Raw genomic sequence first — 26,202 nt, 5'->3', positions numbered from 1 at the left:
CTGATCCAAATGCGGCACTAGTCGAGGCGAATGGCAAACGATCCATTCGCTGAATTTTCACTTGAACGGGCGATCGGCCTGCGCTGGACCCTCCGGGATATCCAGGCCGGCCGGCTCAAATTGTCGCCGGTCAGCGACGAGGATCTGCGCGTTCTCACCGAGCTCGGTCTGGTCGAGCTGCATGACGACGAGCCCGAGCTGACGGAGGCGGGGGCCGCGGTGCTGAACGACTGAGCGATCCGGCGGCTAGCGCGCGTTCAGAAAGCTTTCGCCGGCATTGCAGGGCGTGCACTGATAGGTCAGGACGTCGTAGACTTGGTCGCGCGGCTCGATCAGGGCGAGCCGCATTTGCGTGCCGCACTTCATGCACGGCATCTCTATGCTGGTTTTGAATCGGGTGCAGGTTGGTGTCGGACGAACGGCGCGCAGCATCGGATCCCCTTATTCCCCAAGAGACGCGAACGCGACCAACAACGAGGCCGAATCACTATGCCACAGTGCTGACATGATTGGAATCGGCTGCGGCGCGATCCGGCCTCAGCTAGGTAATTTTTCCTCGATACGGGCGCTGACGGCGTCACGATCTATGCTAACGTCGCCGGACGCTTATTTCAGGGGGCGATCATGATTGAGCCGAAGCTTGAAGTTCCCGCCGAGTTGCGCGATCTCGCGGAAAAGACCATTGACCAGGCCGAACAGGCTTTCAGCCTGTTCTTTGATGCCGCGAGCAAGTCGATGACGGCGATGCCGGGCACGGGGACCGAGATTTCCAAACAGGCGCTGTCGTTCACCGAGCAGAACATGAAGGCGGCGTTCGAGCACGCGCGCAAGCTCGTGCATGCGACTGATCTGCAGGAGGCGATGCGGATTCAGTCGGAGTTCCTGCGCAGCCAGTTCACCAATGCCGGTGAACATATGCGCCAGATCAGCGGAAGCGTGATGTCCGCGACCAAGGACGCGGCGAAAGGCAAGTTCTAGGACGCGCCTAGCGCCGGCGCGCGACGGCGACGCCGAGCAGAAACGCGACGAACAGGCTCGCAAGCGGCGCTTCGCGCGTGACCGCACTGACCGTGGCGAGGGCTCCGCCGGGCCGACGCGAGGTCGCGATCGCGTCGCTGAGGCGATCCGCCGCCGCGCGAAGTCCGTCCGAGACCTCCGTGATGGTGCGCGAAACGTCTGTTGCGGTATCGATCGCGCGCTCGCCGAGTGTGGGCTGTAGCGGAGACTCGGGCGTTTCGGTGCTCATCTGTCGTGCCGCGGTTTGACTGGAAGCCAGGTGACTGTTGCCTTTGGCCGCCACCGGCTCGCGCGTTTTGTTTGAACGGCGGGTAGTGACCACATATCGTGGAAAATTCAGCAGTTGTGGATTGGTTCCACAGGCGTGTCTCGCTTTCTGATGGGGGAACCGGAAACTTGCGCGCAGGTCGCGGCTTGTCTCCATGGAGGAGACGACGATGACAACGCATGCGCATGGCATAGCGGATGGCCATTCGGTCAAGCAGCGAAGCCGGCACGGTGGCACGCCGCTGTTGGTCGCAGCCATTGTTGCGATCCTTGGTGTGTTGGGAATGCTGATTGTCGACCACGGTCCGTGGAGCAAGCCGAAGGTGCAGCCGGCCGCTTCCGCGAACTACTCAACGACCGGCGAGGCGGCACGCGCTGCTGGCGCTAGGGTGATGCCGACCGAGCCAAAGACGCCGATTGAGCCCGCTCCGCCCGGTCCCAAGCCCGCTCAACCGGCTAACCCGATCCCTGCCCAATGATACGAGGCGTGGACGGGATTTCATCGGCGCAACGTGGCGAGATTGACTCGCCGGACAAGCCGGTGGCACAAAAATCACTGTCGGCACTATCGCTGATGATCAGCGCACGCTGACGAGCATGCCCCACACTGCGGCGAATCCCGCACCGACGAGAACCAGCACGGGACTGTCGCAGAAGATTCCGCCATATTGGCACATCGTGACGCCCATCGAACCGATCTGGTGATGGCCCGCGGCATAGAACAGGCCGGACAGGACCGCGAGCACGGCAGCAACGAAATACATCGACGCTTCCTCCTTGCAATCGAACTGCGGCACGGGTCGACCGACGCGAGCCAAAATTGTCCTGATGTCGATCCAAATGTTGTGAGCCGATCTCCAACTTGACACGTCGGGCAACTCACCGGCACACTGACATCATCGCAACGAGCATACGGCGATCGACGCCGGCACGTGTTGCGATTCCGGGATCATGCACTGACTTTCGTTCAAGGCGGTTTCTCACCGTCGAAGCCGACGCATCGCATTTTACCGATCGCGTTCAACCCGCAAAAAGGGTTTGACACGTCGGGCAACTCAGGGGCATAATCCGAAAATCAGAAATTGTTGAGCCCGCGCGGAGCAATCCGCGGCGGGCTTTTTCTTTGCCGTTTCACCAATCGGACGGCGGCCGCACCGTCACGACGCCACATCCTCCCAGCCTGTCGCCTGAGCGTCGCAAGCGTGCCGCCGTCCGAACCCAATTGATACGAGCACTAATTGGCCGGTGCGCGCGAACGCGCCGGTCCTGCGGCGCGGCGGAAGCCGGCGCCGCCCGCGGCCCCACTCGTCAGGGATAAGGTTCGCGCCCCAAAGATCGCCGCCCGTTGCGCGATCTGCCGCACATGTTATTCCATCGTCGCACCGCGCGTGATTGGCCGATCAATGGGGGTTACATGATCGCTTATCTGCTCGCGATCTTCTGCACAAAAAATCCTGAACCATGCGCAACAACTGCTCGGGTCGATGGACCCTGCCGGCTGCATTTGCTCATATAGCTTTAGGGGACAGATATGCACCTCTGATTTGCTCCCGGTGAACGTCGGGTGTTCTTCAGACTCGCTGGTTCAATAATGAGCAGTTGGGTGATGGCTTATCTAAATCGCTTCCGCGGGGACAGTTCATGGACGTCGAGCAAGTTTTCAACGCCTTGCCGATGATCAATCATTTCTCTGCGGTTGCCGCTATCGGGTGCGTGTTTCCGACGTATTTTCACCGTCTCCGTCCAGCGACTTACAGATTGCTCCTGTCGATCGGCATCGTCTTCGGCCTTTCGCCGTTGGCGGTCGCGATTACGACAGTACTCCTTGCTTCGTTCTCAGACCCTGCTATTCGATTGCTCGCAATCAACATGCTGCTGTGGTGCTCGCCGCTCGCTATTGTCCTGATGGCTATACTGGCGCGCATCAAGCGGCTAATCCGCGCGCGCTTGTGGAGCACCGTAGTCCTCACATGCATCATTGTAGATTGGGTGGGAATGGCCTCTCTTATCTCGGCCCTTTCGTAAACGCCGGTAGCGATCGGAAGCCCTTACATCCGGCGAAAGATCAGGTCGACCATGGCTCCCGTTCGGTCATACCGTAAGAAAACCCTGGCAGAGGTTCAATCGATGGCGCCTCAAATCGCTATCGGGGCAGCGCGGTACGGAGTACCGGCCGAAGCGATCGCTGGCAGTTTGGCTCAGGAGCAGTTCGACCAAACTGCGAGCCACTGGAATCAGATGAAAGCTCGGCTGTCATCTCTCGACGCGGATGGATTTCTTTCCGCAGCGTACGCAGTAGGGAGGAGCGTAATCCCGAGCAAGCAGCGTCGGATTTTATCCGTGCTATATACGATGCCGATCCAAGCGCGGTAACGGTTGGATCGGATATTCTGAAGAAGTTCAGAAATCATCTGCTCGTCGACTACGGTCCGGCCGGCATCAAATTCCACAATGCGATTCGGGCAATTTCTAAGTATCCAGATCATCCCGCCTTCGCACCTTATGTAAATAATCTATATTCCGCTGGTGTCGCGTTGCAGAACGGCGGCGACAAGGCGCTTACGGCATCAACGATGGCCGCATATTTGCGGCATGGCCTTGGCGTCTATCAATCCAACATGAGCGTCAATGGAGATCCCACGACTGGATCAATGCCTGGAACGGCTTGAGCCCGGAGCTGCAACGTGCGTTGCTTGTTCAGTTTTACAAGCAAGGCCCGGCTCCTGAGCGGTGCTAAGAAGAAAATTGAATGCTGCGCAGCGCGGTGTTCCCTATGTTCCGCAAATTGGCGCGGTCGTTAGCCGACGGTCCGGCCGACTTTGCAGACCGCTGGAGCGCGGTGCCGGCATCTGCTGCGAGGGGCGCGGCCGAGCCGCTCGCAGCGTCACCCGACGATGTTTCGCGGGAGGAAGCCACCAAGAGAGCGGCTATTCGGCGCCTGGTCTGCGTACCGCTCGCACGCGAGGGCCAGACTGCATTCGACGCCGGAGCGCCGGCCGTGCCGTTCGTTCCGTCGGCATCGATCTTGCCTTCCAGCCCGCCCGTTACATTCAACGAGCGGTTTCCCAAGTCCTATCGCCCGTGGGCACGCCTTCGGCCTCGTCGAGACCGCTAGGCCCGTTCAGCGGGCAGCCTACGCGATATCTGCCGCCGTCGGTGTTTGGCATTCCGGACAATTCCGGTGTTCCGGAGATGGATTTTAGTGATTGGCTGGCCAGCCTGATCCGGCCACATCCTCGTCAGTGATCGTCAGGCGCCGTTAATCGCAGCAAGGCGGTGGCTCGGCGCGCATGCGTCTTGTCCTATCGGCAGGAGCCTCGTCGACCTTGAAAATTTCCACTACAAACATCTACGCCGTAGCTGCTGGCGCATCGCATATTACCGATCGTATTCAGGTTGTAAGAACGGTTGACACGTCGGGCAACTCAGGGGCATAATCCGAAAATCAGAAATTGTTGAGCCCGCGCGGAGCAATCCGCGGCGGGCTTTTTCTTTGCCGTTTCACCAATCGGACGGCGGCCGCACCGTCACGACGCCACATGCTCCCAGCCTGTCGCCTGAGCGTCGCAAGCGTGCCGCCGTCCGAACCCAATTGATACGAGCACTAATTGGCCGGTGCGCGCGAACGCGCCGGTCCTGCGGCGCGGCGGAAGCCGGCGCCGCCCGCGGCCCCACTCGTCAGGGATAAGGTTCGCGCCCCAAAGATCGCTGCCCGTTGCGCGATCTGCCGCACATTTCATTCCATGGCCGCATCGCGCGCCGACAGCCGATCAACGAGGTTGCATGATCGCTTATCTGATATCGCTCGCGCTCGTGAGTCTGATCGCCATTGCATTGTTGGAGGCGGCATGAGCGCCGAGATCATCCAGTTCATTCCGCGCCCGCGCCGGGATCGCGAGCAGACAGATTTTCCGACGATTGCATTCCGCTCGGCACTGCCCGGCCCCGAACCGGATCACGCGGACACGGCGCCGAGCGAATATCTGCCGTCCGATTGGCAGGAGAAGTGAGGTGGCGAAGACGATTACACAAATCCGTTCGCTTGCGAGGAGCCACACGCGAAGCGCGCTCAACGCCTTGGTCGGCGTCATGCGCTCGACCAATGCAACGCCGGCTGCCCGCGTCTCCGCTGCCAATGCTATCCTCGATCGTGGATGGGGCAAAGCGCCGCAGGCGATCGAAAACGGCGACAGCGCGCTCGAACTTGTGCACCGCATCGAGAGGATCATCGTTGAGCCTGACGACGTTGAAGGCGAAGAGGATTAACAGTTGCGGCGTTTAATGCGGGCGGAGCTGCGTCCAGGTCGGTGTACTGGCCTGATCAGGCCGCGTCCTTGTCAATAACAATCTACGGCCGACGATCGCAGCAAGGCCACCGCCTGCGCGCGAGTGGCCTTGCCTTATCGAGAGCAGCCTTGTCGATCCTGAAAATTCCGACCGCAAAAGTGTTCGAGCCGCTGTTGCGGCCGGCGCGTTACAAGGGGGCATTCGGTGGCCGCGGTTCGGGAAAATGCGTCATCTGGGACAAGGTTCTCGGTCTTGGGACGACGCCACAACTCACGGGAGATGTAAGCACCTGGGCCGGCATGATCATGGGCTTCTATTTTGGAAAGCGCACGTTCGAAAATGTCGCACGCATCATTCGACGGTGACGGGATGCAGGAAGCCGATGTCAAAGCGATCGTGATGGAAACGCTTATTGAGCAAGATCGGGTGCGAAGGAGCGATATCGACGCCGTCGTGGTCAAGACTATTGCGACCGTCCTGACTTCATTCGGCTTCGAAGAGGGAGACCGACGTGAGTTGCGCGCGGACTTTCAGCACCTCCGGCGCTGGCGGCGTAGCGTCGAGCAGGCGCAAAGTTATACCTTCAAAGCGGTCATCACCGTGATCGCTACCGGCTTTCTCGGCGCGGTCTGGCTGGGCATCAAGGCCACGCTCGGAAAATAACGCGCCTTATCCCCGCGCCCGGGGACAGACGTCCAGATCGTGGATCTGGGCGCCTTAGCTGACAATATGACTCTCGAGGTGCGGCAATGTATCGGATAAGTGAAGTAGATCCGCTGGACAATGAGATCGCTGACTCACTTGCCGAGCTTCATCAGCTGACTTTCTGCGACGGGACCCGCGTACCGGACTTCGAGCAGGGATATTGGTGGATAGCATTCCGCGGAACCAGTCCGATCGCATTCGCGGGCGTTATGCCTTCAACCCATGTTACCAATGCTGGATATCTGTGCCGGGTTGGCGTCGCGATGCCGCACTGCGGTCATGGTCTACAAGTGCGGCTTACACGCGCATTGGAAGCGCGAGGGCGGCGGGCCGGCTGGAAAGCGATCGTCTCGGATACGACCGACAACTGTATCTCGGCCAATAACTTTATCAGGCTGGGGTATCGGCTTTTCGAGCCCGTCGCGCCGTGGGCGTGGCAGCACTCGCTGTATTGGCGGAAGGAGCTTGTCTAGATACTGTCAGGTGGGCGAACTGATGCAAGATGCGACGACGTTGAGCGCCCGATGGCCGAATAGGCCGCCGGGTGCCCTTACGTTCCTGGGCCGCAAATTGCTCGTTCGACGAGCGGTCGTTGGTGCGACCGCGATCCCCGATTGTTGATTTCGCCGGACGTAGCTTTGCGCGCCTTGATCTCTGGTGATCGATCGATAAACTAGGCCGCACGGCTCGATCGCATGCGCAAACGTCCTGGAGATCGAACGAAGGAAGAGACCATGGTGGAGGTTGGCCGCGGGCTCGACGCGAAGGTACCGCCAAGCCCGGATGTGGATCGTTATTCGGTCATGGTCGCCCGGGCCGCCGCGCTCGTTCCAGCCTTGCGTGAGCGGGCGCAGCGAACTGAAGAGTTGCGCCGTTTGCCGCCGGAGACCGAACGGGAACTGCAGGATAGCGGTCTTTTCCGGATCCTGCAGCCGAAGCGCGTCGGAGGCAGCGAACTCGACTATGTTGCCTTGGTCGATTGCGCCGATGCCCTGGGGCAGGGTGATGCCTCGGTCGCCTGGAACTTCGCCAATCTTGCAAGTCATCACTGGATGCTGGGGATGTTCGCCCCCGAGGCGCAGGCTGCGGTGTGGGGCGAAAATCCAGACGCGCTGATCGCGTCTTCCTTTGTCTTCCCGGCGGGCCGTGCCAGGAAGACAACCGGCGGATATATGCTGAACGGTCATTGGCCGTTCTCGTCCGGAGTGGAAGCCTGCGGATGGAACATGCTTGCGAGCGTGGTTGCCTCGGATGACGAGGCCGATGGCGTCGAATATCGACTATTCCTGTTGAACCGACGAGACTACAGCATCGACGATACCTGGAATGCGGCCGGCCTGCGCGGAACTGGATCGAACGATGTGCGCGTGATCGACGCATTCGTTCCTGAGCATATGACGGTTGCCGTCAGCGATCTTGCCGGTGGTGCGACGCCAGGCAGTGTCGTCAATCCGAACGCTCTGTACAGGCTTCCGGTCTTTTCGTTGTTTCCCTACGTGTTGTCCGGAGTCGGCCTGGGAAACTCCCAGGCTTGCCTTGACGATTATGTCGAGATCGCGCGACATCGCGCCTCGACATATAACCGGGCCAAGATCGGGGACCTGCAGAGCACACAGATCAAGATCGCCGAGGCGTCGGCGAAGATAGATGCCGCGCGGCTTATCATGCGTGCGAACTGCGTTGAGGTGCTTGCGCAAGTCCGGCGCGGCGATATCCCGAGTATTGCGCAAAAGACGAAGCTGCGGCGCGATGGCGCGTTCACGGTCAATCTGTGTACCGAAGCGGTGTCGCTTCTATTTGCCGCGAGCGGGGCGCGCAGCCTGTTCACCTCGGGGGCGCTGCAGCGTCAATTCCGCGATGCGCATGCGGTAAACGCTCATCTCGCCTTCAATTTTGATGCGGCGGGCACCAACTACGGGCGGGTGGCTCTTGGGCTGCCGTCCGAAAACCTGACGCTCTGAGGCTCGCTGGATGTCTGATTCACCCAAACATCTGACGGATCCGGCAAGCGAGCTCGCAAGCGACAGTTCGACGATCGATCCTCGTGACTTCCGCAATGCACTCGGCACGTTTGCGACCGGTGTGACGATCGTCACCGCGATGTCGGCCGAAGGACGGCCGTACGGAATCACATGCAATTCGTTCGCGTCGGTGTCGCTCAACCCGCCGCTGGTGCTGTGGAGCCTCGGCATGTTCTCGCAGGGGCTGCCGATCTTCCAGAATGCCAGCCATTTTACGGTCAACGTGCTTGACGCGTCCCAGCAAGCGCTGGCGACGCAGTTTGCCAGATCATCCGGTGACAAGTTTACCGGTGTGAGCTGGAAAGCAGGCCTCGGGAACGCTCCCGTGCTGGCCGACGTGGTCGCAAATTTTCAATGTCGTGCGGCCAATCGCTACTATGGCGGCGATCACGTTATTTTCCTGGGAGCGGTCGAAGCATACGCGTACAACCGGAGCAATCCGCTGCTATTCGCGCACGGAGGTTTTGGCCGGTTCCTGGCTGACGATGGTAACAAGTCATCATGAATCGAAAGACGCCGGCCAAGCGAGCGCGAGTCAAGCAGAGGCGACTATCAGCCGACGACCGTCGCAGTGAGTTCGTCACCAAGGCAACCGAGCTCTTCGCGGAGGAGGGATTTGGGGGCGGCACGCGCGCGCTCGCTCGCAAGCTCGGTGTGACGCAGCCGCTGCTTTACCGATACTTTCCGAGCAAGGACGATCTCATCAAGGAGGTTTATCGCAAGGTATATCTCGAACCGCTTGAGATCGGCTGGGAGAAAATACTGTCCGATCGGTCGCGACCGCTCCGCATGCGGCTGCAGGAATTCTACGAAATCTATACGGACGCGATCTTCAACCGGAAATGGCTGAGGATCTATCTCTATTCTGGCCTGAAAGGCCTCGATATCAATCGGTGGTATGTCGGCATGGTCAGGGACAAGATCCTGACCCGTATCCTCAGGGAATGCCGCCACGACGCCGGCCTTGCAGCGCAAGGCAGGCCCAGCGCCGCCGAGCTGGAGCTAGCCTGGGTGTTTCACGGCGGCATCTTCTACTATGGCGTACGCAAGTACATCTACGAAGCGCCTGTCCTGGAGGACAAGGCGCAGATGATCAGTGATGCGCTGGATATCTTCCTCGCGGGATTTGAGAAGATGGCGGAGGTTGCGACCGACCGTCGACGGGCGCCGATCAAGGTCGTCGGCTGAACCGCTCTACGTCGTCGCCATCTGGCCCCGATACCAATCGCCGATCTCGCTTGCCGTCATCAGTGCTACGGCGTCGTGGCCGAGCACGTAATCGAGCAAAGCCTCAAGGTACTTAATTCGATGTGGCACTCCGGTGATGTAGGGATGCACCGAGATTGCCATGATCCGTGCGTTCTCTGCGCCTTCGAGATACAGCCGATCGAACTGGTCGGTGCAGCGCGTCAGGAACTGCTCCGATGGAAGGTGCTGAAGCGCGTGAATGACGATGTCGTTGGTCTCGACGGAATAGGGAATCGTCGTCACGGTTCCGTGGGGTGTGGCGATGTCCTGCGGGAGATCGTCGATCACCCAGTCCGCCACGTATTCGATCCCGTTGAGGCGCAGGAGATCGAGCGTTTCTTCAGTCTCGGTCAAGCCTGGGCTTTCCCATGATCGCGGTGGCTTGCCGGTGAATTCCGCAATGGTATCGACCGCGCGCTTGATTGCGTCCGCCTGGTTTTCCAGCTTGTGCATCGGGCCCTGGACAAAACCATGACCCATGAATTCGAACCCGGCCTCAAGCGCCGCGGACGCCACACGTGGATAGGTGTTGCAGACGTTGGCATTCGCAGCCAGCGTCACCGGTATCTTTCGATCGGTGAATGCCTTGAATTGTCGCCAGAAGCCGGCACGCATGCCGTATTCATGCCAGGACCAATTCGGCACGTCAGGCAGCAGGGGCTGGCCCATCGGCGGGCTCAGGACGGTACGCGGCATCGCATTCCCGATCCGCCATTCCTCGACGTTGAGGATGACCCAGACGGCAAGCTTCTTGCCGCCGGGCAATGTCAGCTTCGGCCGATCAACCTGTGCCTGGTACGGAATGCGATCAGTAAAGGCCATGTCGGAACTCCCTGGATCACGCTGGCCCGGCGCCTGCGGCATTGATGCGCGGCAAGACCTTCTCGGCCATCAGGATCATCGATTGACGACCAAGCTCGCGATCCCTCCAGTCCTTGCCGGCATAGAGCAGAGTTCCGAAGGGGCCGGTTTCCTCCTGGAACGCCAGCAACTGATCGACCACGCTTTCGGGCGTGCCGTAGATGATCAGCTTGTCGCAGATCGAATCCAACGTAACCTCAGCGTCTGGTTGGTCGCGCCGTGTCTTGAACAGCTCGAGCCGGCCGCTGCGCTTCAGCTTCGTGAATAGCTGGTGATAATAATACACGTAGGGACTGTCTGATGACGTGGCATAGGCCTTCGCCGTTGCAGCGTCGTTTGCGACGAACACGCTCTTGGCAACGCGCCAATTGGCAGTGTTGGCGGCCCGGCCCGCACGCTCGCAACCCTCGACATATTTGGGCCAATGGCTCTTCACCCAGGCGGGCATCAGGAAGTTTGCCGAGATCGGATCCCAGCCGCGTGCCGCGGCTTCCGTGACGCCCTTTGAGAACGGCGCAACCGCGGTCACCACGATCGGGGGGTGCGGGGTCTGCAGGGGACGGGCTACGATTCCTTGGCCAATATCCTCGATCAGGGTCTTCTTGACCGAGACATTCCAATACTTGCCTTGCAAATCATAGGGCGGCTTGCCGGCCCAGATATCGAGAACCTGATTGATGGCCTCGAGGAACATCGCATTGCGATCAGCATCAAGATTGCCGAAGATCTCCGCGTCTGACAGCAATCCGCCCGGACTTATGCCGAATATGAAGCGGCCATCGAGCATGTGATCGAGCATGGCCACGGATGCAGCGACGGTTGCCGGATGCGTGTTCGGCATGTTGATAGTGCCGGTTCCAAGCTTGATCTGCTTGGTCGCGGCCGCGAGCCAGGCAATGAAAGCGATGCTGGACGTTATGTTCTCGGCCTTGTCGGTGACGTGCTCGCCGACATAGGCCTCGCTGAACCCGAGCTCATCGGCAAGCAGGAAGGCCTCACGGTCCTCCCGGAGCGATTGCCGCCAATCCTTATCGAGAGGATGGATCGGCATCGTAAAGAACCCGAGCTTCATGATCCGCGCCCCTGCGCGTTGAACTTTAGTTGGTTACGAACCTGCGTCCTTCCCGCCACGAAGACAAGTCCTGCCGAACAAATAATCACTCGATAAACAAGCTTGACCTTTGATGGGGGCGGCCCTCTAATCGGCCAAACTAAAATTGGGCCCGGGAGGCCACGCCCACATGAAAGCTGCGGCTTTCGCCTACGCCCGCGCGACCAGCGTCGTGAATGCGCTGGAGCTGCTCGCCGCGCATGGCGACAAGGCGAAGGTTCTGTCGGGTGGCCAGAGCCTGATGCCGGCGATGAACCTGCGGCTGTTATCCCCGGACATTCTGGTCGATATCGGTGGCCTCGCCGAGTTGCGCGGCATCGCGGTGAGGGGAGATCTGCTGGCTATTGGCGCGCTGACCCGGCATGTCGATCTGCTCCATTCGCCGGAGGTTGCGCTGCACGCGCCGCTGCTGCGCGATGCGGTTGCGCAAGTTGCTCATCCCGCAATTCGCAATCGCGGAACGATTGGCGGCAGCCTCGCCCATGCCGATCCTGCGTCGGAACTGCCAGCCTGTGTTGTTGCGCTTGACGCCACGATCGTTGTTCGTGGGCCGCTCGGCGAGCGTCGGATTGCTGCCACCGCGTTTTTCAATGGAATCTACGACACGGCGCTGGCGCCGGATGAATTGCTGGTCGCGGTCGAGGTGCCGGTCGCAGGCCACGGCTCCGCATTTTTCTTTCACGAGTATGCCCGGCGGCATGGTGACTATGCGCTCGTTGGTCTCGCCGCTCGCGCTGTCGTCGCGGGCGACCGGTTCGCCGAGCTTCGGCTCGGCTTCTTTGCCGTTGGCGATCGACCGCTGCTCGCTGCGGCCGCCAACAGGTTGATCAATGTATCCGTGACGCCGGCCTTGCTCGCGGAGGCAACGACGGCGCTCGCCGACGAACTCGATCCACAGGAAGATCAGCAGGCTAGCCCAGCCATGCGCCGGCATCTCGCCGCAGTCTTGCTCCGGCGCTGCGTGGCTGCCTTGCTGGCAAGGCCGGAACTCGGGGTGACCTCGTGAACGCTCCGATTCCAGTCTCGCTTCTGGTCAACGGTGAACCCATCGACGCCGTCATCTTGCCGCGGCTCAATCTCGCTGACTTTCTCCGCGATAATCTGAAGCTGACGGGAACCCATGTCGGTTGCGAGCACGGCGTGTGCGGTGCCTGCACCGTCCGGATCGATGGCGAGATCGTTCGCTCCTGCCTGATGCTGGCGGTGCAGGCACAGGGCGCGTCAGTCGAGACTATCGAAGGGCTCTCCGATAGCGGTGAGATCGCTGATCTGCAGGCGGCCTTTCGCGAGCGCAATGCATTGCAGTGTGGCTACTGTACGCCTGGAATGCTGATGACAGCGCAGGACCTGCTGAAGCACACGTCCGTACCTGATCGCCGGGCGATCCGCGAGCATCTGTCCGGCAATTATTGCCGCTGCACCGGCTATCAGGCCATCGTTGACGCTGTCGAGGCGACAGCCAAGACGCGCGCGGAGCGGGCCGCATGACGGTGACCCGTGCGCCAGCAGGCCTTTCGGTGCTCGACCGGCCGAATTCCTACATCGGCAAGACGGTGCCGCGCCCAAATCTCGACAGGCTGCTGCAGGGACGCGGACAATACGTCAGTGATCTGGAATTGCCACGGATGGCGCATGTGGTTTTTCTACGCTCGCCATATGCCCACGCCAGAATTGGGGCGATCGATGCCGACGCGGCCAAGCGCATGCCCGGCGTCATTTCCATCGTCACAGGTCGCGAACTTGAGCGTGTTATCACGCCGTGGGTCGGCGTGCTGTCGCATTTGAAGGGGTTGAAGTCGGCGCCGCAACACGCGATCGCGGTCGACAAGGTTTGCTGGCAGGGTGAGGCAGTTGCGGCGATTGTGGCGACCAGCCGCGCGGCAGCCGAAGATGCCATGGAGCACATCGCGGTCGACTACGAGGAGCTCGGGGCGGTTACCGACATGCGCACGGCGCTCGATTCGGCAACGCCGGTCATTCACGCCTCGCTCGGCGACAACCTTGCTTTTGAACGGACCCTTAATGCCGGCGATGTCGACCATGCATTTTCGGAGTCCGAGGTCGTCGAGGCCGATTTCGTCTTCGGGCGCCACACCGGCGTCACGCTTGAGCCACGGGCCGTTGTTGCCGACTGGAACGCGGCCGAGGCGCGGCTCACGATCTATCAGGGCACGCAGGCGCCTCACATGGTGCAGAACATCGCGGCCCTGCATCTCGGATTGAAGGAAGCGCAGGTCCGGGTGGTCTGCAAGGATGTCGGCGGCTCGTTCGGCATCAAGGTTCATATCTACGCCGACGAAATGGCAACCTATGCGCTGTCCAAGTTATTGCGCCGGCCGGTCAAATTCGTCGCCGACCGCGTCGAGAGCTTCAACACGGACATTCACGCCCGCGATCATCGATGCAGAGGGCGGATCGGCGTCAAACCGGACGGCACCATCACGGCCTTCGAGATCGATGACCTGACGGGGATCGGTCCGTACTCGATGTATCCGCGCACCAGTGCCATCGAGGCAAATCAGGTGGTCAATCTGGTCGGCGGGCCCTATGTGGCGCTGAACTATCGGGCGCGGGCGCGGGTCGTCTTCCAGAACAAGAACGTCATGTGCCAATATCGGGCGGTTGGGCATCCGATTGCCTGTTCAGTCACCGAAGGCCTGGTCGATCTGGCCGCAGCGAAGATCGGCATGGACCCCGTCGAAATCCGCCGGCGCAACCTGATCGCCGACGATGCCTATCCCTGCGCGTCACCCTCCGGCATGAAGTTCGAGCAGCTTTCGCATCACGTCTCGTTGGCCAAGTTGCTTCAGATGATGGATTACGACGCGTTGCGCGCCGAGCAAGCGGCGTTGCGAGCCAGAAACATTTACCGGGGCATTGGAATCGCCAGCTTCATCGAGGTGACCAACCCCAGCGCGGCCTTTTACGGCGTCGGCGGCGCCAAAATCTCGTCGCAGGATGGTGTCGCGGTCCGGCTCGACGCGCAGGGATCGGTGATCTGCCAGACCAGTATCACCGAGCAGGGGCAAGGGTCGGAATCGCTCACCGCCCAGATCGTGGGTAGTGTGCTTGGTGTCTCGATGGATCGGGTTCGCGTGACCCTGGGTGACACCGACAATACGCCCTATGGCGGCGGCACCTGGGCCTCGCGCGGCGCTGGCATCGGCGGCGAAGCCGCATTGCAGGCAGCCAAAGTTCTGCGCCGGAATATTCTCGATGTCGCGGCGGCCATCCTGCAATCGACGCCGGCCGGGCTCGATATCGTCAACAACAGCATCGTCAACGCCGGCGACGGCGCGCCACGCATGGAGCTGAACGAGCTGGCGCGGATCGTTTATTTCCGGCCAGACACCCTTCCGCCCGGCATCCAGCCCGAGTTGATGGCGACCCGGCATTTCGTTCCGCGCCAATATCCGTTTGCGTTCACCAACGGCGTGCAGGCCTCATGGCTCGAGGTCGATACCGAGACCGGGTTCGTGACGCTGCTGAAACATTGGGTCGTCGAGGACTGCGGCACCATCATCAACCCGCAGCTGGTCGACGAGCAAATCCGGGGCGGCGTCGTGCAGGGGCTCGGCGCGGCGCTGTTCGAGAAGTGCATCTATGACGAACGCGGTCAGCTGACCAACGCCAACATGGCGGATTACCTGGTCCCGATGTCCGGCGAGATGCCCGATATCGAGATCGGCCACGTGGTGTCCCCGACGCAGGAGACCGAGCTGGGAGCCAAGGGGGCGGGCGAGGCGGGGACGGCTGGCGCGGCAGCTGCGGTTGCCAACGCGGTCAACGACGCGCTGCGGCCGTTCGGCGCAACAATTACAGAGATTCCGCTGACGCCTCAGGTTATCCTGACGGCCTTGGGACGAATCTGATGTGGAGACGTTCCAGGCAAAGATAAGACGATAAGCAAAACACAGACAGTTCTTGGGGAGGAATAGTCATGACGAGCAAGGTCATCAAAGCTGGATCGATATCGCGGCGTCGTCTGCTGACGACGGCAAGTGCCGGCGCCGCTCTCGCCGTTTCACCGTTTCGCATCAATCTGCTGCAGGCTGAGGAAGCACCTATCAAGATCGGCTTCCCCGTTCCATTGACCGGGCCGTATGGCGCCGAGGCCCAGGACCAGGTGCGGGCCGGTCAGCTGGCTGTCGCCCAGTTCAATGATGCCGGTGGTCTCAACGGCCGCAAGGCCGAGCTGGTCGTGCGCGATGACAAGCTCAATCCTGGCGAGGCGGCAACGCGGACTCTGGAGCTCGTTGAGAAGGAGAAGGTGAATTTCGTCGTCGGCAGTCTGTCGGCGGCGGTTCAACTCGCGATCAACAACGTCACCAAGGAGCGCGGTGTCATCTTCAATTCGATCAGCCAGTCCGACGCCATCAACGAGGCGGCAGACTTCAGCAAGTACACCTTCCACGAGGCGCTGAACCCGCACATGACGTCGGGCGCAGTCGGCCGCTACGCCTTCGCCAAATTCGGCAAGAAGGTTGCGTTCCTCACCGCGGATTACGCCTATGGCCACGAGATGGTTCGCGGCTTCCTCGAGGTCGGCAAGGAATTCAACATCGAGAATCTCGGTGACATCCGCCATCCGCTGGGAACGACAGATTTCTCCACGCTGCTGCCTCGTCTCCAGGCGCTGAAGCCCGATATTCTCTGCATCAGCAATTTCGGCCGCGACCAGCAGATCGCGCTGAAGCAGGCCACTGACTTTGGCATCAAGAAATCGATCCAGATCATCGCGCCGCTACTGTCGCATGCCAGCCGCGTCGCAGCGGGTCCGCAGGCATTCGACGGCGTCGTCGGCGGTTGCTCGTTCTATTGGGGCATCGAGGACAAGTTCGCCTCGACCAAGGCGTTCAACGACGCGTTCCGCAAGATGTATGACGGCAAATTGCCGACCGATTACGGTGCGCTCGGCTATGGCGGCGTTCGGACCGTGCTCGAGGCGGTCAAGGGCGCGGGCAGCGTCGAGACCGACAAGGTCGTCGCCGCATTGGAGGCCTTGAAGTACGACTACTACAAGGGACCACAATACTATCGCAAGTGCGATCACCAGTCGGTGCAATCAGTGCTCGTGATCAAGTCGAAGTCCAAGGACATGAAGAACGAGTCTGATGTGTTCGAAGTCCTTTCGACCGAAGAGCCCGACGAGAAGTACCTGCGCAGCTGCGAAGCGCTTGGTCACAAGAGCTGAGCGATACGACGACGCGCGCCGCGGGTGGTGCGCGTCGTCCGAGGGGGACAAATGGCAGGCCTGAGCTTCGACCTTATTGCTCTGCAACTATTCGCCGGGCTGGCGCTCGGTGCGATCTACGTACTGTTTGCGATTGGGCTTTCGCTGATCTTCGGGATGTTGACGGTCGTCAACTTCGCCCATGGCGCGTTCTATATGGTTGGCGCTTATGTCGGGCTTTATCTGATCTCGATCGGAGGCAATTTCTGGATCTGTCTCCTGGCTGTGCCGATCCTGATTGGGCTGTTCGGCCTCGCCGTCGAGCGCGTGCTGATCCGGCCGCTCTATGGCCGCGGCATCGACTATCCGCTGCTGCTGACCTTCGGGTTGAGCTACGTGATGGTCGAATGCGTGCGCATTGCTTTCGGAAAGACCGGCTATCCCTTCGATACGCCGGAGGTCTTGCAAGGCGCCGTCAACATCGGTGTCGGCTATTTCCCGCTTTACCGTCTGTTTGTGATCGGAGCGACCGCGGTCGTCCTGCTGGCGCTTTGGCTGTTCCTGGAGAAGACCAGTTTCGGGCTCATTATCCGCGCCGGCGCGCGCGATCCGCAGATCGTCCGCGTGCTTGGGGTCGATGTTTCCAGGGTCTGGTTGATCGTGTTCGGGATAGGCACCGCGATTGCGGGGCTCGCCGGGCTGTTGGCGGCTCCGCTCCAGGGCGTCATTCCGGAGATGGGCGGCACCATCCTCGCTGAAGCTTTCGTGGTCACGGTGGTGGGAGGAATGGGCTCGATCGGCGGCGCGGTACTGGCAGGCCTGCTGGTCGGTGTGGTGGTCAGCATGACCTCACTGTTTGCACCCGAGATGGCCAAGGTTTCGATCTTTGCCTTGATGGCGATCGTTCTGATCGTGCGTCCCCAGGGGTTCTTCGGCCGCGCCGGATTGATGAGCTGAGCCCGGCATGACCGAAATGACTCAGTCGATCAAACAGCCCCCTGCCACGACGGGAAGCTGGTACGAGTTCGCAACGCGGCACCGCGCGAGCATTGTAGCTGCGGTGATCCTGGTCTTCCCGCTGGTGATGCCGTTCACGGCGCTCGCCGTGAACATTCTGATCTATGGGCTCTACGCGCTCGGCTTCAACCTCGTGTTCGGCTATCTGGGCCTTCTGTCGTTTGGTCATGCGGCGCTGTTCGGGACCGGTGCCTATCTCTGCGGCATCGCCATCGTGCATTTCGGCTGGCCATGGTATGCGGCGATCGCGGCCGGCATCGCCGGCGGCCTGCTGATGGCGTTGGTGATCGGCGTGCTCGCGATCAGGACCCGCGGCATCTACTTCGCGATGGTCACCATGGCGCTGTCGCAGTGTGTCTACTACCTGTTCTATCAAGCCGTTGACCTGACCGGCGGAGAAAACGGCCTCCGCGGCATCAATGTTCGCACCATCGATCTGTTCGGCCTACAGATCGACTTCATCAATCCGATGATCCGGTATTACGTTATTGCGGCTTTCGTGATCGCCGCATTTTTCGTGATGTCGCGAATTCTCGCGTCGCCCTTTGGTGCCGTCATTGAAGCCGTGCGCGAGAACGAGATGCGTGCCCGCGCGTCGGGCTACGACGTGACCCTGACGCGATTGCTGACTTTCGTTTTGTCAGGCGGCTTCTGCGGCCTCGCGGGTGCCTTGCAGGCCCTGCATCTGTCGATCGTTCCGATCGAGATACTGCACTACGAGACCTCGGGCCTTGTCGTGATGATTGCTCTGCTTGGTGGGATGGGGACATTCTTCGGGCCGATGATCGGCGCGGCGGTCTTCCTGATTCTGGAGAATATTGTCTCCGTGTGGACCGTTCATTGGCAACTGATCGTTGGCGCCATCTTCGTTGCATGCGTGCTGTTCTTTCCTGCCGGCATCTGGGGCACGTTGATCGCTCGGGGCAAACGATGACCGCCATGGCAGATCAAGTCAGCGAAATCATCTTGCGCACCAGGGGCGTCGGCAAGACGTTCGGGAAGTTTGTCGCGCTCAACAACATCTCGGCCGAATTTTCCAGAGGTGCGATCACGTCCATCATCGGTCCGAACGGGGCCGGAAAGAGCACCTATTTCAATTTGCTTTGCGGCGCCTTTCCGCCGACGAAGGGCAGCGTCGAGTTCGAGGGCAGGGACGTTACCGGCCTGCCGCAGCACCGCTTTGCTCACATGGGGATCGCAAAGTCCTTCCAGATCACCAGCGTCTTTCCGCAGCTCACGACGCGTGAGAACATTCGCGTCGGCCTGCAGGCGCTGGTGTCGAGATACGACATCTGGCGACCGCGCGCGCGCTTGAGCGAATTGGTCGAACGGGCGGACGAGTTGCTGGCTCTGGTCGGATTATGGGACTCCCGGGAACGTGCCGCCAGGACGCTCGCGCATGGCGAGCAGCGCGCACTGGAGATCGGCATGGCGCTTGCCAGCCAGCCCCGCTTGCTGCTGCTGGATGAACCCACGGCCGGCATGAGCCCGGAAGAAACCCGGACCATGATGGATCTGATCGTAAAGCTCGCCAAGGAACGTACGGTCATTCTCGTCGAGCACAAGATGAAGCTGGTGCTTGGGATCAGCGATCGTATCCTCGTGCTGCACCACGGAGAGCTGCTCGCTGAGGGAACGCCGCAGGAGGTCCGGCAGAACGAGGCGGTGAAGCGCGTCTATCTCGGCCAGCGGGAGCACTGACGGGATGCTGCAGATCAGCAAGCTCAATGCCTGGTATGGCGCAAGCCACGCGCTGCAGGACATCAGTCTCGAGGTCGCCCGCGGCGAAATCGTCTGTCTGATCGGCCGCAATGGCGCCGGCAAGACGACGACGCTGAAATCGATCATGGGCTTGATGGGGCGGACGCGCGGCTCGGTCGCCTTCAAAGGTGAAGAGCTGCTGCGCCAGCCGGCCCATGTGCGCTTCGCGTTGGGGCTCGCCTATGTTCCCGAGGAGCGACGGATCGTGCAGGGGCTGTCGGTGCACGAAAATTTGCGGCTCGGGCTGGTGGCATCAAAGCAGAAGAAGCGGGAAACGGAACTGATCGACGAGATCGCAGTGATCTTCCCGCGACTGGCCGAGCGGATGGATCAGGAGGCGGTCACGATGTCCGGCGGCGAGCAGCAGATGCTGGCGATCGCGCGCGCGATGATCGCAAAGCCCGATTTGATCATGCTGGATGAGCCGTCGGAGGGCATCATGCCGGTGCTGGTCGACGAGATGTTCGAGCTGTTCCGCAGCATGAAGGCGCAGGGAACGACGGTTCTGCTGGTCGAGCAGAACGTCGAACTTGCGCTTGGTATCGCCGATCGGGCCTACGTCCTCGATCAGGGGGCCGTGGTGCACCATGCGTCCGCGCAAGAGCTGTTGGCCGACGACGAGATCAAGGAGCGATACTGTTCGGTGTGAGCCGGATCAGTGCTCCTGCGACCACGCGAACAAAGCGTTATTCCGCAGCGCTCGCGATTGCGTCAGCCTTACGATTGGTGACGACAACCTTGATCGCGTCATCGACGCGGTCTCGCGCATATCTCAGCGCCGTCGGCAGGTCGGCTAGCGGAAAAGTATGCGTGTGGATCTTGGTCGCGTCGAATCGCTTCGCGGCCATCAGTTCCATGGCGCGGTGGGTGGCGCTCTTGCCTTCGCCGCGGATGCCGTAGGCGTAGATGTTGTTCCGCACCAGATGCGCGATGTCCAGCGTCGCGGCCTCGTGTGGGAAGGCGGCCAGACAGATCTTGCCGCCGCGATTGGTCATGTGAATGGCCTGGTTGAGTGTCGCTTCGGTGCCGGCACATTCGACGACATAATCCGCACCGATCCCCCCTGTGAGTTGCTTCACGACCGCAACGGCGTCTTCGTCGTTGATGTTGATGACGCGATCGGCTCCCAATTCCCCGCCGATCGCGAGCCGCTTGTTGCGCGTGCCGGTCAGGATCACCGGGCTTGCGCCAAGCGCCTTGGCCACAGCAACTGCGAGAAGTCCGATCGGCCCCGGGCCGATCACCACGACGCTCTCGCCGGCCACCAATCCCCCCAATTCCGTCAAGCCATACATTGACGTTCCGGCAGTGACCACAAGCGTCGCTTCCGCGTCGCTCATGGTCTCCGGGACGCGCGCCAGCGTATTGATGTGATTGACCGCGTATTCGGCGAATCCGCCGTCAGTCGTAAAGCCGTTGGCGCGGTGACCCTTCTCCGGCTTTCCATAGTTGAGACAGGATGTGTACATGCCCTGGCGGCAGCGTTTGCATTGGCCGCAGCCTGCGTGGATTTCGACGCTGACCCGCTGACCGATCTTGAACTCGTCCACATCAGGACCGAGTGCGGCCACCATGCCCATATACTCGTGCCCCGGTGTGAAGTTCTTGTTGAAGGGCGCGCCGCCCTGAATGCTCGCCGGCGACCCGGCATGGATGATCTCAAGATCGGTGGCGCAGATCGCGACCGCGTCGATCCGTACCAGGACCTCGGCACGCGACGGGATCGGCGTTGGCTTCTCGCGAAGCAGGAGCTGGTCGGGGTCGCCAAGGACCCAGGCTTTCATCAGGTCGGGGACGGGAAGGTCGGACGATGTCTTGACGCCAGTGGGCTGGTACATGGGCGCTTCCTCTTTTGGCTGGCAGCCTAGCGCCAAACGACCGGCGGCGGCGAGGGTCCCATCGTTGACATTGCATTTGCTGCACGGCAGCAAGCGCGTCGCAAAACCTTCATACGCGGCCTATACTTGGTCGCCCGGTTGATGTTGAAATCCTCATTGCATCCTCTCCCAGACCGGAGCCTCCCATGAAGACCGTCCGCCTTGTCCTTGCGTTGCTGGCGCTGACACTGATCGCGCCGTGGCAATCCGCCAAGGCGGCCGACGTGATCTGCTACAATTGCCCGCCGGAGTGGGCGGATTGGGCCTCGATGCTGAAGGCCATCAAGGCGGACCTCAACTACGATATCCCGCACGACAACAAGAACTCCGGCCAGGCGCTGGCCCAGATCCTGGCCGAGAAGAGCAATCCGGTCGGTGATATCGGCTATTTCGGCGTGACCTTCGGCATGAAGGCCAAGGCCCAGGATGCGCTGGAGCCCTACAAGCCCGCGCATTGGGATCAGGTCCCCGCCGGCCTGAAGGACCCGGACGGCTATTGGACCACGATCCACTCCGGCACGCTCGGCCTGTTCGTGAACAAGGACGCGCTCGGCGGCAAGCCGGTGCCGGCCTGCTGGAAGGATCTCCTGAAGCCCGACTACAAGGGCATGGTCGGCTATCTCGATCCGTCGTCGGCGGCGGTCGGCTATGTCGGCGCGGTCGCCGTCAATCTGGCACTCGGTGGCTCGCCCAGCAATTTCGATCCGGCGATCAACTTCTTCAAGGAGCTGCGCAAGAACGATCCGATCGTGCCCAAGCAGACGTCATATGCCCGCGTCGTCTCCGGTGAAATGCCGATCCTGTTCGACTACGACTTCAACGCCTATCGCGCAAAGTATTCGGAGAAGGGCAACTTCGAGTTTGTGATTCCCTGCGAGGGCTCGGTGGTGTTTCCCTATGTTGTCGGTCTCGTGAAGAACGCGCCCGACAAGGAGAAGGCCAAGAAGGTGATGGACTATCTTCTGTCCGACAAGGGGCAGGCGATCTGGACCAATGCCTATCTGCGGCCGGCCCGCCCAATCGAACTGCCGGCTTCCGTGAAGGGCAAATTCCTCCCCGACAGCGACTACGCCCGCGCCAAGAGCGTCGACTGGGGCGAGATGGAAAACGTGCAAAAAGCCTTCGTCGACCGCTATCTCGCCGAGGTTCGCTGAGGCAATATGGTGTCCCTCGCGGGGCACCATTCTTCCAATGTCGCAAAAATCCTTCGTTTGGCTCTGCCTGCTGCCGCTCGCGGTCGTGACCTCGGCATTCTTTATGTTGCCGATGGCACGGCTGGTGGTCGCTGGCGCCGAAGGGCCGCACGGGCTCGCCGGATACCTCGCCATCCTGACCGAAGGCCGCTATCGCGCGACGCTGATCAATACCGTGCTGTTGGCGGCGGCAACCACGGTCGTCACGCTGATCGTGGCGACGATCGCCGGAATGTTCCTGCAGCGGCACCGCTTTCCCGGCAGGGCGGTGCTGATCGCGATGCTGACCTTCCCGCTGGCATTTCCCGGCGTGGTGGTCGGCTTCATGATCATCCTGCTTGCGGGCCGGCAAGGGCTGATCGGTGATCTCTCGAACCGGATTTTCGGCGAGAAGTTCGTCTTCGCCTATTCGATCTACGGGCTCTTCCTCGGCTATCTCTACTTCTCGATCCCGCGTGTGATCCTGACCATCATGGCCGCCGTGCAAAAGCTCGATGTCGGCCTGGAGGAGGCCGCGCGGTCGCTTGGCGCCAGCCCCTGGGCGGTGCAGCGCGACGTCGTGCTGCCGGCGCTGGCGCCGGCCTTCGTCGCGTCAGGTGCGATCGCGTTTGCGACTGCGATGGGGGCCTTCGGGACCGCCTTCACGCTGGCAACGAACATCGACGTGCTGCCGATGCTGATCTACACCGAGTTCACGCTGGCGGCCAATTTCGCGACCTCAGCCGCGCTGTCTGTCGGACTTGGCCTGATTACCTGGCTCATCCTTGCGCTCGCCCGCACCTTCAGCGGCAGCGCGGTTGCGGCAGCCGGGTGACCGAATGCGCGATCGCCTGATCTTCACCAGCCAGTTCATCTTCACGCTGCTCGTCGCGGCATTCCTGGTCGTGCCCGCAGGCCTTTCGATTTCCGCGGGGGTGACCGTCAACTATTTCCGGGGCATCCAGTCCGGCGTGACCCTGCAATGGGTCGCACAGGTCTGGGAGCTCTATGCCGGCACCATTCTGCTCTCCTTCGTGATCGCCTTTGCGACACTTGTCGTCACGCTGCTTGCCGGTGTTCCCGCAGCCTACGCCCTGCATACGCGGGGAGGCCGGCTTGCCCGCATCGTCGAGGAGATCATCACGCTGCCGCTGGCGATCCCCGGACTCGCGATTGCGCTCGCATTGCTGCTGACCTATGGGAGCTTTGGTGGCTTCCGCCGTTCCTGGCTGTTCATCCTGGTCGGACATGTGATCTTCACCATGCCGTTCATGGTGCGGTCGGTCATGGCGGTGTTTGCGACGGTGGACATCAAGACGCTCGATGAGGGCGCCGCCTCGCTGGGCGCCTCGCCGTGGCGGCGTTTTTGCGATGTCATCGTGCCCAACGCGTTGCCGGGAATCCTCGCCGGCGCATTGATGGTGGTCACGCTGTCGCTCGGTGAGTTCAATCTGACCTGGATGCTGCACACGCCATTGACGAAAACGCTGCCGATCGGGCTCGCCGACAGTTATGCCTCGATGCGGCTCGAAGTGGCCTCGGCCTATACTTTGATCTTCTTCGTGATGATCATTCCGCTCCTGGTCGCGATGCAACTGCTGGCCGACAGGGATCACAAGCGATGAGTACGACCAGTCACGGTGCAGCGGTGCGGATCGAGGCGTGCGGCAAGACTTTTGCCGACGGCACCCGCGCGCTGGATCCGGCAACGCTCGACATCGCGCGCGGCGAGACGCTGGTGCTGCTCGGCCCGTCCGGCTGCGGCAAGACCACAATGCTGCGCATCATTGCAGGCCTTGAGCTGCCGGATGCAGGCGGCAAGGTCCTGTTCGACGGCAAAGACATGACCTCGGTGCCGATCGAGCGGCGCAATGTCGGGATGGTGTTTCAATCCTACGCCCTGTTCCCCAACATGACGGTAGCGGACAACATCGCTTATGGCTTGAAGATCCGCGGTGTTGCCAGGGACGAGCGTGCCGCGCGCGTTGCCGAGCTGGTCGCCCTCACCAACATCACGGGATTGGAGAACCGCCGCATCGAGCAGCTTTCGGGCGGCCAGCGTCAGCGCGTCGCACTGGCGCGTGCGGTCGCGATCCGGCCCGGCATCTTGCTGCTCGATGAGCCCTTGACCGCCCTTGACGCCGCCCTGCGGGACCGGCTGCGAAGTGAGCTCAACCGGTTATTGCGCGCGCTTGGGATCACGACGATCTATGTCACCCACGATCAGGCCGAAGCCATGGAGTTGGGCGACCGCATTGTCGTGATGCGGAAAGGCGCGATCGCCCAGATCGGCACGCCGCGCGAAGTCTACTTCGCACCCAAGGATCGGTTCGTCGCGGAGTTCATTGGAGCGGCGAACATCGTGGAAGCCCCGATCGAGAACGGCGCATTGACCCTGCCCGGTGGACGATTGCAGGTCGAAGGTGGTCCGACGAGTGCGAACGCGACCGTGATGATCCGCCCCGAAACCATTCGTGTTGTGGACGCTGGGGGCGGGCGGCTCGCGGGCATCGTCGATTCCGTCAGCTTCATCGGCGACCGGCAGCGAATTGTCGTGAGCGGTGCATCGAGCAAGCCGCTTAATGTCGACGCGCCCAACACGATCCAGGCCAAGGTCGGCGATCGAATAGGGCTTTCAATCACGCCCGACGCTGTCCGTCTTCTCCCTTCCGAACCCTGAGATCCATCGATGCCGTCGAAACCGGTCCTGATCGCGCAGATATCTGACCTCCACATTAAGCCGCCGGGCGCGCTAGCCTATGGCCGGGTCGATACCGCGAAGGCTCTTGAACGCTGTGTGGCGGCGCTCAACGCATTCGAGCCTGCACCGGATTTCGTCGTCATCTCTGGCGACCTCGTGGATACGCCCTCGGTCGAGGAATACGACTATCTGAAGCGCTTGCTCGCTCCGCTGCGCGTTCCGTTTGCCGGAATTCCCGGCAATCACGACTCGCGTGAGTGGATGCGCGCCGCGTTTCCAGCCGCGCCCTATGTCCATGTAACGGGTCCGCTCGACCAGAAGATCGAGGTGAGCGGCCTCGATCTCCTGTTGCTGGATTCAAGCGTCGCCGGCAAGCCGCATGGTGTGCTCGAAGCGTCCACGCTGCAATGGCTGGATGCGGCGTTGGCGACAGGGGCAAACCGGCCGGCGCTGCTCTTCCTGCATCACCCGCCATTCAAGGGCGGCATCTGGCATATGGACCGGCAGGATCTTTTCAATGCCGACGCGTTGGCGGCAATCGTCAGGCGTCACCCGCGGGTGCGGTTGATCGGCTGCGGGCACGTCCACCGGGCCATGCTGACGACCTTTGCCGGGGTCCCCGTGACACTATGCCCCGCGCCGAACCACGCGGTCGATCTGGACCTTGGCCAGCTTCGCGAGCCGTCGTTCAAGGTGGAACCGGTTGCCTTTCACCTGCACACTTGGTTTCCTGGACAGGATTTCGGACAGCTGGTCACGCACCAGGTCCCGATCGGCCAGTTTGACGGGCCGCACCCGTTCTTTGGGCCGGACGGCAAGCTGCTGTGAGCCGGCTCGAACGGCCGTCAAACAGCGGCCGCTGCCTGCAATTGAGCGTTGTAAAGGAACATATTTATTCCAAATTGTACTTTGGATGCCCTCTATCCCGATGCTACCGGTCCGGACCTTTTGTTGCTGTAGGCCTCCGGCGGGGTTATAGTCGCG

At 61.3% G+C, this 26,202-nt stretch carries 31 protein-coding genes; 25 read left to right on the top strand and 6 right to left on the bottom strand.

What is annotated here, in order from left to right; all coding sequences use genetic code 11:
• Nucleotides 1-30: 30 nt before the first annotated feature.
• Entirely contained in the window at nt 31-234 is a 204-nt protein-coding gene (locus tag JQ616_RS16535; RefSeq protein WP_212015924.1) for a hypothetical protein, read from the top strand.
• A 12-nt stretch (nt 235-246) separates the two neighbouring features.
• On the opposite strand, the gene JQ616_RS16530 is transcribed toward JQ616_RS16535, so the two are convergent.
• Entirely contained in the window at nt 247-432 is a 186-nt protein-coding gene (locus tag JQ616_RS16530) for a hypothetical protein (protein WP_163157998.1), read from the bottom strand.
• Nucleotides 433-624: 192 nt separating this feature from the next.
• Between JQ616_RS16530 and JQ616_RS16525 the strand changes: the two genes are divergently transcribed.
• Nucleotides 625-978: a phasin gene (locus JQ616_RS16525; protein ID WP_163158000.1), complete on the top strand. Its 354-nt coding sequence runs from the start codon at nt 625-627 to the stop codon at nt 976-978.
• A gap of 7 nt (nt 979-985) precedes the next feature.
• Here the strand turns inward: JQ616_RS16525 and JQ616_RS16520 are convergent, their stop codons facing one another.
• Nucleotides 986-1,246, bottom strand: coding sequence for a hypothetical protein (locus JQ616_RS16520; protein WP_212015922.1), 261 nt, complete (start codon nt 1,244-1,246; stop codon nt 986-988).
• A gap of 208 nt (nt 1,247-1,454) precedes the next feature.
• Here JQ616_RS16520 and JQ616_RS16515 point away from each other — a divergent pair, with 208 nt between their 5' ends.
• Nucleotides 1,455-1,763 carry a hypothetical protein gene (locus tag JQ616_RS16515; RefSeq protein WP_249136818.1) on the top strand — a complete coding sequence of 103 codons (309 nt, stop codon included), beginning with the start codon at nt 1,455-1,457 and terminating at the stop codon, nt 1,761-1,763.
• Nucleotides 1,764-1,862: 99 nt separating this feature from the next.
• On the opposite strand, the gene JQ616_RS16510 is transcribed toward JQ616_RS16515, so the two are convergent.
• A complete protein-coding gene (locus JQ616_RS16510) occupies nt 1,863-2,048 on the bottom strand; it encodes a hypothetical protein (protein WP_212015920.1) in 186 nt (61 codons plus the stop codon).
• Between the two features lie 877 nt (nt 2,049-2,925).
• Between JQ616_RS16510 and JQ616_RS16505 the strand changes: the two genes are divergently transcribed.
• The 9 genes from JQ616_RS16505 to JQ616_RS16465 all read left to right on the top strand — a co-directional run bounded on the left by JQ616_RS16505 (nt 2,926) and on the right by JQ616_RS16465 (nt 9,485).
• Nucleotides 2,926-3,309, top strand: coding sequence for a hypothetical protein (locus JQ616_RS16505; protein ID WP_212015917.1), 384 nt, complete (start codon nt 2,926-2,928; stop codon nt 3,307-3,309).
• 1,823 nt (nt 3,310-5,132) lie between these two features.
• Nucleotides 5,133-5,294 carry a hypothetical protein gene (locus JQ616_RS16500; protein WP_212015915.1) on the top strand — a complete coding sequence of 54 codons (162 nt, stop codon included), beginning with the start codon at nt 5,133-5,135 and terminating at the stop codon, nt 5,292-5,294.
• Nucleotides 5,295-5,373: 79 nt separating this feature from the next.
• Nucleotides 5,374-5,550 carry a hypothetical protein gene (locus JQ616_RS16495; RefSeq protein WP_349630000.1) on the top strand — a complete coding sequence of 59 codons (177 nt, stop codon included), beginning with the start codon at nt 5,374-5,376 and terminating at the stop codon, nt 5,548-5,550.
• Nucleotides 5,551-5,699: 149 nt separating this feature from the next.
• Nucleotides 5,700-5,936, top strand: coding sequence for a hypothetical protein (locus JQ616_RS16490; RefSeq protein ID WP_212015911.1), 237 nt, complete (start codon nt 5,700-5,702; stop codon nt 5,934-5,936).
• A 4-nt stretch (nt 5,937-5,940) separates the two neighbouring features.
• Nucleotides 5,941-6,234, top strand: a complete 294-nt coding sequence (locus JQ616_RS16485; RefSeq protein ID WP_212015909.1) for a hypothetical protein — start codon at nt 5,941-5,943, stop codon at nt 6,232-6,234.
• 86 nt (nt 6,235-6,320) lie between these two features.
• The gene (locus JQ616_RS16480; protein ID WP_212015907.1) at nt 6,321-6,749 is read left to right on the top strand and encodes a GNAT family N-acetyltransferase; all 429 of its coding nucleotides are present in this window, start codon (nt 6,321-6,323) and stop codon (nt 6,747-6,749) included.
• A gap of 261 nt (nt 6,750-7,010) precedes the next feature.
• Complete coding sequence (locus tag JQ616_RS16475) at nt 7,011-8,237, top strand: acyl-CoA dehydrogenase family protein (RefSeq protein ID WP_212015905.1); 1,227 nt, start codon at nt 7,011-7,013, stop codon at nt 8,235-8,237.
• A gap of 10 nt (nt 8,238-8,247) precedes the next feature.
• Nucleotides 8,248-8,802: a flavin reductase family protein gene (locus tag JQ616_RS16470; protein ID WP_212015903.1), complete on the top strand. Its 555-nt coding sequence runs from the start codon at nt 8,248-8,250 to the stop codon at nt 8,800-8,802.
• The gene (locus tag JQ616_RS16465) at nt 8,799-9,485 is read left to right on the top strand and encodes a TetR/AcrR family transcriptional regulator (protein ID WP_212015901.1); all 687 of its coding nucleotides are present in this window, start codon (nt 8,799-8,801) and stop codon (nt 9,483-9,485) included. Before JQ616_RS16470 ends, JQ616_RS16465 begins: the two co-directional genes overlap by 4 nt.
• A gap of 6 nt (nt 9,486-9,491) precedes the next feature.
• Here the strand turns inward: JQ616_RS16465 and JQ616_RS16460 are convergent, their stop codons facing one another.
• Together JQ616_RS16460 and JQ616_RS16455 are read right to left on the bottom strand one after the other, a co-directional pair.
• Nucleotides 9,492-10,367 (bottom strand): polysaccharide deacetylase family protein, encoded by an 876-nt coding sequence (locus JQ616_RS16460; RefSeq protein WP_212016344.1) that lies wholly within the window; start codon nt 10,365-10,367, stop codon nt 9,492-9,494.
• 16 nt (nt 10,368-10,383) lie between these two features.
• Nucleotides 10,384-11,478 (bottom strand): LLM class flavin-dependent oxidoreductase, encoded by a 1,095-nt coding sequence (locus tag JQ616_RS16455; protein ID WP_212015899.1) that lies wholly within the window; start codon nt 11,476-11,478, stop codon nt 10,384-10,386.
• Between the two features lie 169 nt (nt 11,479-11,647).
• Here JQ616_RS16455 and JQ616_RS16450 point away from each other — a divergent pair, with 169 nt between their 5' ends.
• From JQ616_RS16450 to JQ616_RS16415, 8 genes are all read left to right on the top strand, one after another.
• A complete protein-coding gene (locus JQ616_RS16450) occupies nt 11,648-12,523 on the top strand; it encodes an FAD binding domain-containing protein (RefSeq protein ID WP_212015898.1) in 876 nt (291 codons plus the stop codon).
• The gene (locus tag JQ616_RS16445; protein ID WP_212015896.1) at nt 12,520-13,005 is read left to right on the top strand and encodes a (2Fe-2S)-binding protein; all 486 of its coding nucleotides are present in this window, start codon (nt 12,520-12,522) and stop codon (nt 13,003-13,005) included. Before JQ616_RS16450 ends, JQ616_RS16445 begins: the two co-directional genes overlap by 4 nt.
• The gene (locus JQ616_RS16440; RefSeq protein WP_212015894.1) at nt 13,002-15,389 is read left to right on the top strand and encodes a xanthine dehydrogenase family protein molybdopterin-binding subunit; all 2,388 of its coding nucleotides are present in this window, start codon (nt 13,002-13,004) and stop codon (nt 15,387-15,389) included. Before JQ616_RS16445 ends, JQ616_RS16440 begins: the two co-directional genes overlap by 4 nt.
• Nucleotides 15,390-15,457: 68 nt before the next feature.
• Nucleotides 15,458-16,711, top strand: coding sequence for an ABC transporter substrate-binding protein (locus JQ616_RS16435; protein WP_212015892.1), 1,254 nt, complete (start codon nt 15,458-15,460; stop codon nt 16,709-16,711).
• A 51-nt stretch (nt 16,712-16,762) separates the two neighbouring features.
• Complete coding sequence (locus JQ616_RS16430) at nt 16,763-17,647, top strand: branched-chain amino acid ABC transporter permease (protein ID WP_212015890.1); 885 nt, start codon at nt 16,763-16,765, stop codon at nt 17,645-17,647.
• A 7-nt stretch (nt 17,648-17,654) separates the two neighbouring features.
• Entirely contained in the window at nt 17,655-18,641 is a 987-nt protein-coding gene (locus tag JQ616_RS16425) for a branched-chain amino acid ABC transporter permease (protein ID WP_212015889.1), read from the top strand.
• Nucleotides 18,638-19,408 (top strand): ABC transporter ATP-binding protein, encoded by a 771-nt coding sequence (locus JQ616_RS16420; protein ID WP_212016342.1) that lies wholly within the window; start codon nt 18,638-18,640, stop codon nt 19,406-19,408. Before JQ616_RS16425 ends, JQ616_RS16420 begins: the two co-directional genes overlap by 4 nt.
• A 4-nt stretch (nt 19,409-19,412) precedes the next feature.
• A complete protein-coding gene (locus tag JQ616_RS16415; protein ID WP_212015888.1) occupies nt 19,413-20,117 on the top strand; it encodes an ABC transporter ATP-binding protein in 705 nt (234 codons plus the stop codon).
• 37 nt (nt 20,118-20,154) lie between these two features.
• Here JQ616_RS16415 and JQ616_RS16410 read toward each other — a convergent pair whose 3' ends face one another.
• Entirely contained in the window at nt 20,155-21,399 is a 1,245-nt protein-coding gene (locus tag JQ616_RS16410; protein WP_249136814.1) for a zinc-dependent alcohol dehydrogenase, read from the bottom strand.
• Between the two features lie 92 nt (nt 21,400-21,491).
• Here JQ616_RS16410 and JQ616_RS16405 point away from each other — a divergent pair, with 92 nt between their 5' ends.
• The 5 genes from JQ616_RS16405 to JQ616_RS16385 are packed head-to-tail and all read left to right on the top strand — an operon-like array spanning nt 21,492 to nt 26,046.
• Nucleotides 21,492-22,499, top strand: coding sequence for an ABC transporter substrate-binding protein (locus JQ616_RS16405; protein ID WP_212015887.1), 1,008 nt, complete (start codon nt 21,492-21,494; stop codon nt 22,497-22,499).
• Nucleotides 22,500-22,536: 37 nt separating this feature from the next.
• Nucleotides 22,537-23,352, top strand: coding sequence for an ABC transporter permease (locus JQ616_RS16400; protein WP_212015886.1), 816 nt, complete (start codon nt 22,537-22,539; stop codon nt 23,350-23,352).
• Between the two features lie 4 nt (nt 23,353-23,356).
• Nucleotides 23,357-24,142, top strand: coding sequence for an ABC transporter permease (locus tag JQ616_RS16395; protein ID WP_212015885.1), 786 nt, complete (start codon nt 23,357-23,359; stop codon nt 24,140-24,142).
• Entirely contained in the window at nt 24,139-25,197 is a 1,059-nt protein-coding gene (locus JQ616_RS16390) for an ABC transporter ATP-binding protein (protein WP_212015884.1), read from the top strand. The genes JQ616_RS16395 and JQ616_RS16390 overlap by 4 nt, the downstream gene beginning before the upstream one ends.
• Before the next feature lie 9 nt (nt 25,198-25,206).
• Nucleotides 25,207-26,046, top strand: coding sequence for a phosphodiesterase (locus JQ616_RS16385; RefSeq protein ID WP_212015883.1), 840 nt, complete (start codon nt 25,207-25,209; stop codon nt 26,044-26,046).
• Nucleotides 26,047-26,202 lie beyond the last annotated feature (156 nt).

Source organism: Bradyrhizobium tropiciagri (assembly GCF_018130545.1).
Classification (GTDB): domain Bacteria; phylum Pseudomonadota; class Alphaproteobacteria; order Rhizobiales; family Xanthobacteraceae; genus Bradyrhizobium; species Bradyrhizobium tropiciagri_A.
This window is presented reverse-complemented; position numbering and strand designations above follow the sequence as displayed.

Bases quoted from the DNA above. Each gene is read 5' to 3' on its own strand.
- JQ616_RS16535 (WP_212015924.1), top strand. From the start codon at position 31: ATGGCAAACGATCCATTCGCTGAATTTTCACTTGAACGGGCGATCGGC.
- JQ616_RS16530 (WP_163157998.1), bottom strand. From the start codon at position 432: ATGCTGCGCGCCGTTCGTCCGACACCAACCTGCACCCGATTCAAAACC.
- JQ616_RS16525 (WP_163158000.1), top strand. From the start codon at position 625: ATGATTGAGCCGAAGCTTGAAGTTCCCGCCGAGTTGCGCGATCTCGCG.
- JQ616_RS16520 (WP_212015922.1), bottom strand. From the start codon at position 1,246: ATGAGCACCGAAACGCCCGAGTCTCCGCTACAGCCCACACTCGGCGAG.
- JQ616_RS16515 (WP_249136818.1), top strand. From the start codon at position 1,455: ATGACAACGCATGCGCATGGCATAGCGGATGGCCATTCGGTCAAGCAG.
- JQ616_RS16510 (WP_212015920.1), bottom strand. From the start codon at position 2,048: ATGTATTTCGTTGCTGCCGTGCTCGCGGTCCTGTCCGGCCTGTTCTAT.
- JQ616_RS16505 (WP_212015917.1), top strand. From the start codon at position 2,926: ATGGACGTCGAGCAAGTTTTCAACGCCTTGCCGATGATCAATCATTTC.
- JQ616_RS16500 (WP_212015915.1), top strand. From the start codon at position 5,133: ATGAGCGCCGAGATCATCCAGTTCATTCCGCGCCCGCGCCGGGATCGC.
- JQ616_RS16495 (WP_349630000.1), top strand. From the start codon at position 5,374: ATGCGCTCGACCAATGCAACGCCGGCTGCCCGCGTCTCCGCTGCCAAT.
- JQ616_RS16485 (WP_212015909.1), top strand. From the start codon at position 5,941: ATGCAGGAAGCCGATGTCAAAGCGATCGTGATGGAAACGCTTATTGAG.
- JQ616_RS16480 (WP_212015907.1), top strand. From the start codon at position 6,321: ATGTATCGGATAAGTGAAGTAGATCCGCTGGACAATGAGATCGCTGAC.
- JQ616_RS16475 (WP_212015905.1), top strand. From the start codon at position 7,011: ATGGTGGAGGTTGGCCGCGGGCTCGACGCGAAGGTACCGCCAAGCCCG.
- JQ616_RS16470 (WP_212015903.1), top strand. From the start codon at position 8,248: ATGTCTGATTCACCCAAACATCTGACGGATCCGGCAAGCGAGCTCGCA.
- JQ616_RS16465 (WP_212015901.1), top strand. From the start codon at position 8,799: ATGAATCGAAAGACGCCGGCCAAGCGAGCGCGAGTCAAGCAGAGGCGA.
- JQ616_RS16460 (WP_212016344.1), bottom strand. From the start codon at position 10,367: ATGGCCTTTACTGATCGCATTCCGTACCAGGCACAGGTTGATCGGCCG.
- JQ616_RS16455 (WP_212015899.1), bottom strand. From the start codon at position 11,478: ATGAAGCTCGGGTTCTTTACGATGCCGATCCATCCTCTCGATAAGGAT.
- JQ616_RS16450 (WP_212015898.1), top strand. From the start codon at position 11,648: ATGAAAGCTGCGGCTTTCGCCTACGCCCGCGCGACCAGCGTCGTGAAT.
- JQ616_RS16440 (WP_212015894.1), top strand. From the start codon at position 13,002: ATGACGGTGACCCGTGCGCCAGCAGGCCTTTCGGTGCTCGACCGGCCG.
- JQ616_RS16435 (WP_212015892.1), top strand. From the start codon at position 15,458: ATGACGAGCAAGGTCATCAAAGCTGGATCGATATCGCGGCGTCGTCTG.
- JQ616_RS16430 (WP_212015890.1), top strand. From the start codon at position 16,763: ATGGCAGGCCTGAGCTTCGACCTTATTGCTCTGCAACTATTCGCCGGG.
- JQ616_RS16425 (WP_212015889.1), top strand. From the start codon at position 17,655: ATGACCGAAATGACTCAGTCGATCAAACAGCCCCCTGCCACGACGGGA.
- JQ616_RS16420 (WP_212016342.1), top strand. From the start codon at position 18,638: ATGACCGCCATGGCAGATCAAGTCAGCGAAATCATCTTGCGCACCAGG.
- JQ616_RS16415 (WP_212015888.1), top strand. From the start codon at position 19,413: ATGCTGCAGATCAGCAAGCTCAATGCCTGGTATGGCGCAAGCCACGCG.
- JQ616_RS16405 (WP_212015887.1), top strand. From the start codon at position 21,492: ATGAAGACCGTCCGCCTTGTCCTTGCGTTGCTGGCGCTGACACTGATC.
- JQ616_RS16400 (WP_212015886.1), top strand. From the start codon at position 22,537: ATGTCGCAAAAATCCTTCGTTTGGCTCTGCCTGCTGCCGCTCGCGGTC.
- JQ616_RS16395 (WP_212015885.1), top strand. From the start codon at position 23,357: ATGCGCGATCGCCTGATCTTCACCAGCCAGTTCATCTTCACGCTGCTC.
- JQ616_RS16390 (WP_212015884.1), top strand. From the start codon at position 24,139: ATGAGTACGACCAGTCACGGTGCAGCGGTGCGGATCGAGGCGTGCGGC.
- JQ616_RS16385 (WP_212015883.1), top strand. From the start codon at position 25,207: ATGCCGTCGAAACCGGTCCTGATCGCGCAGATATCTGACCTCCACATT.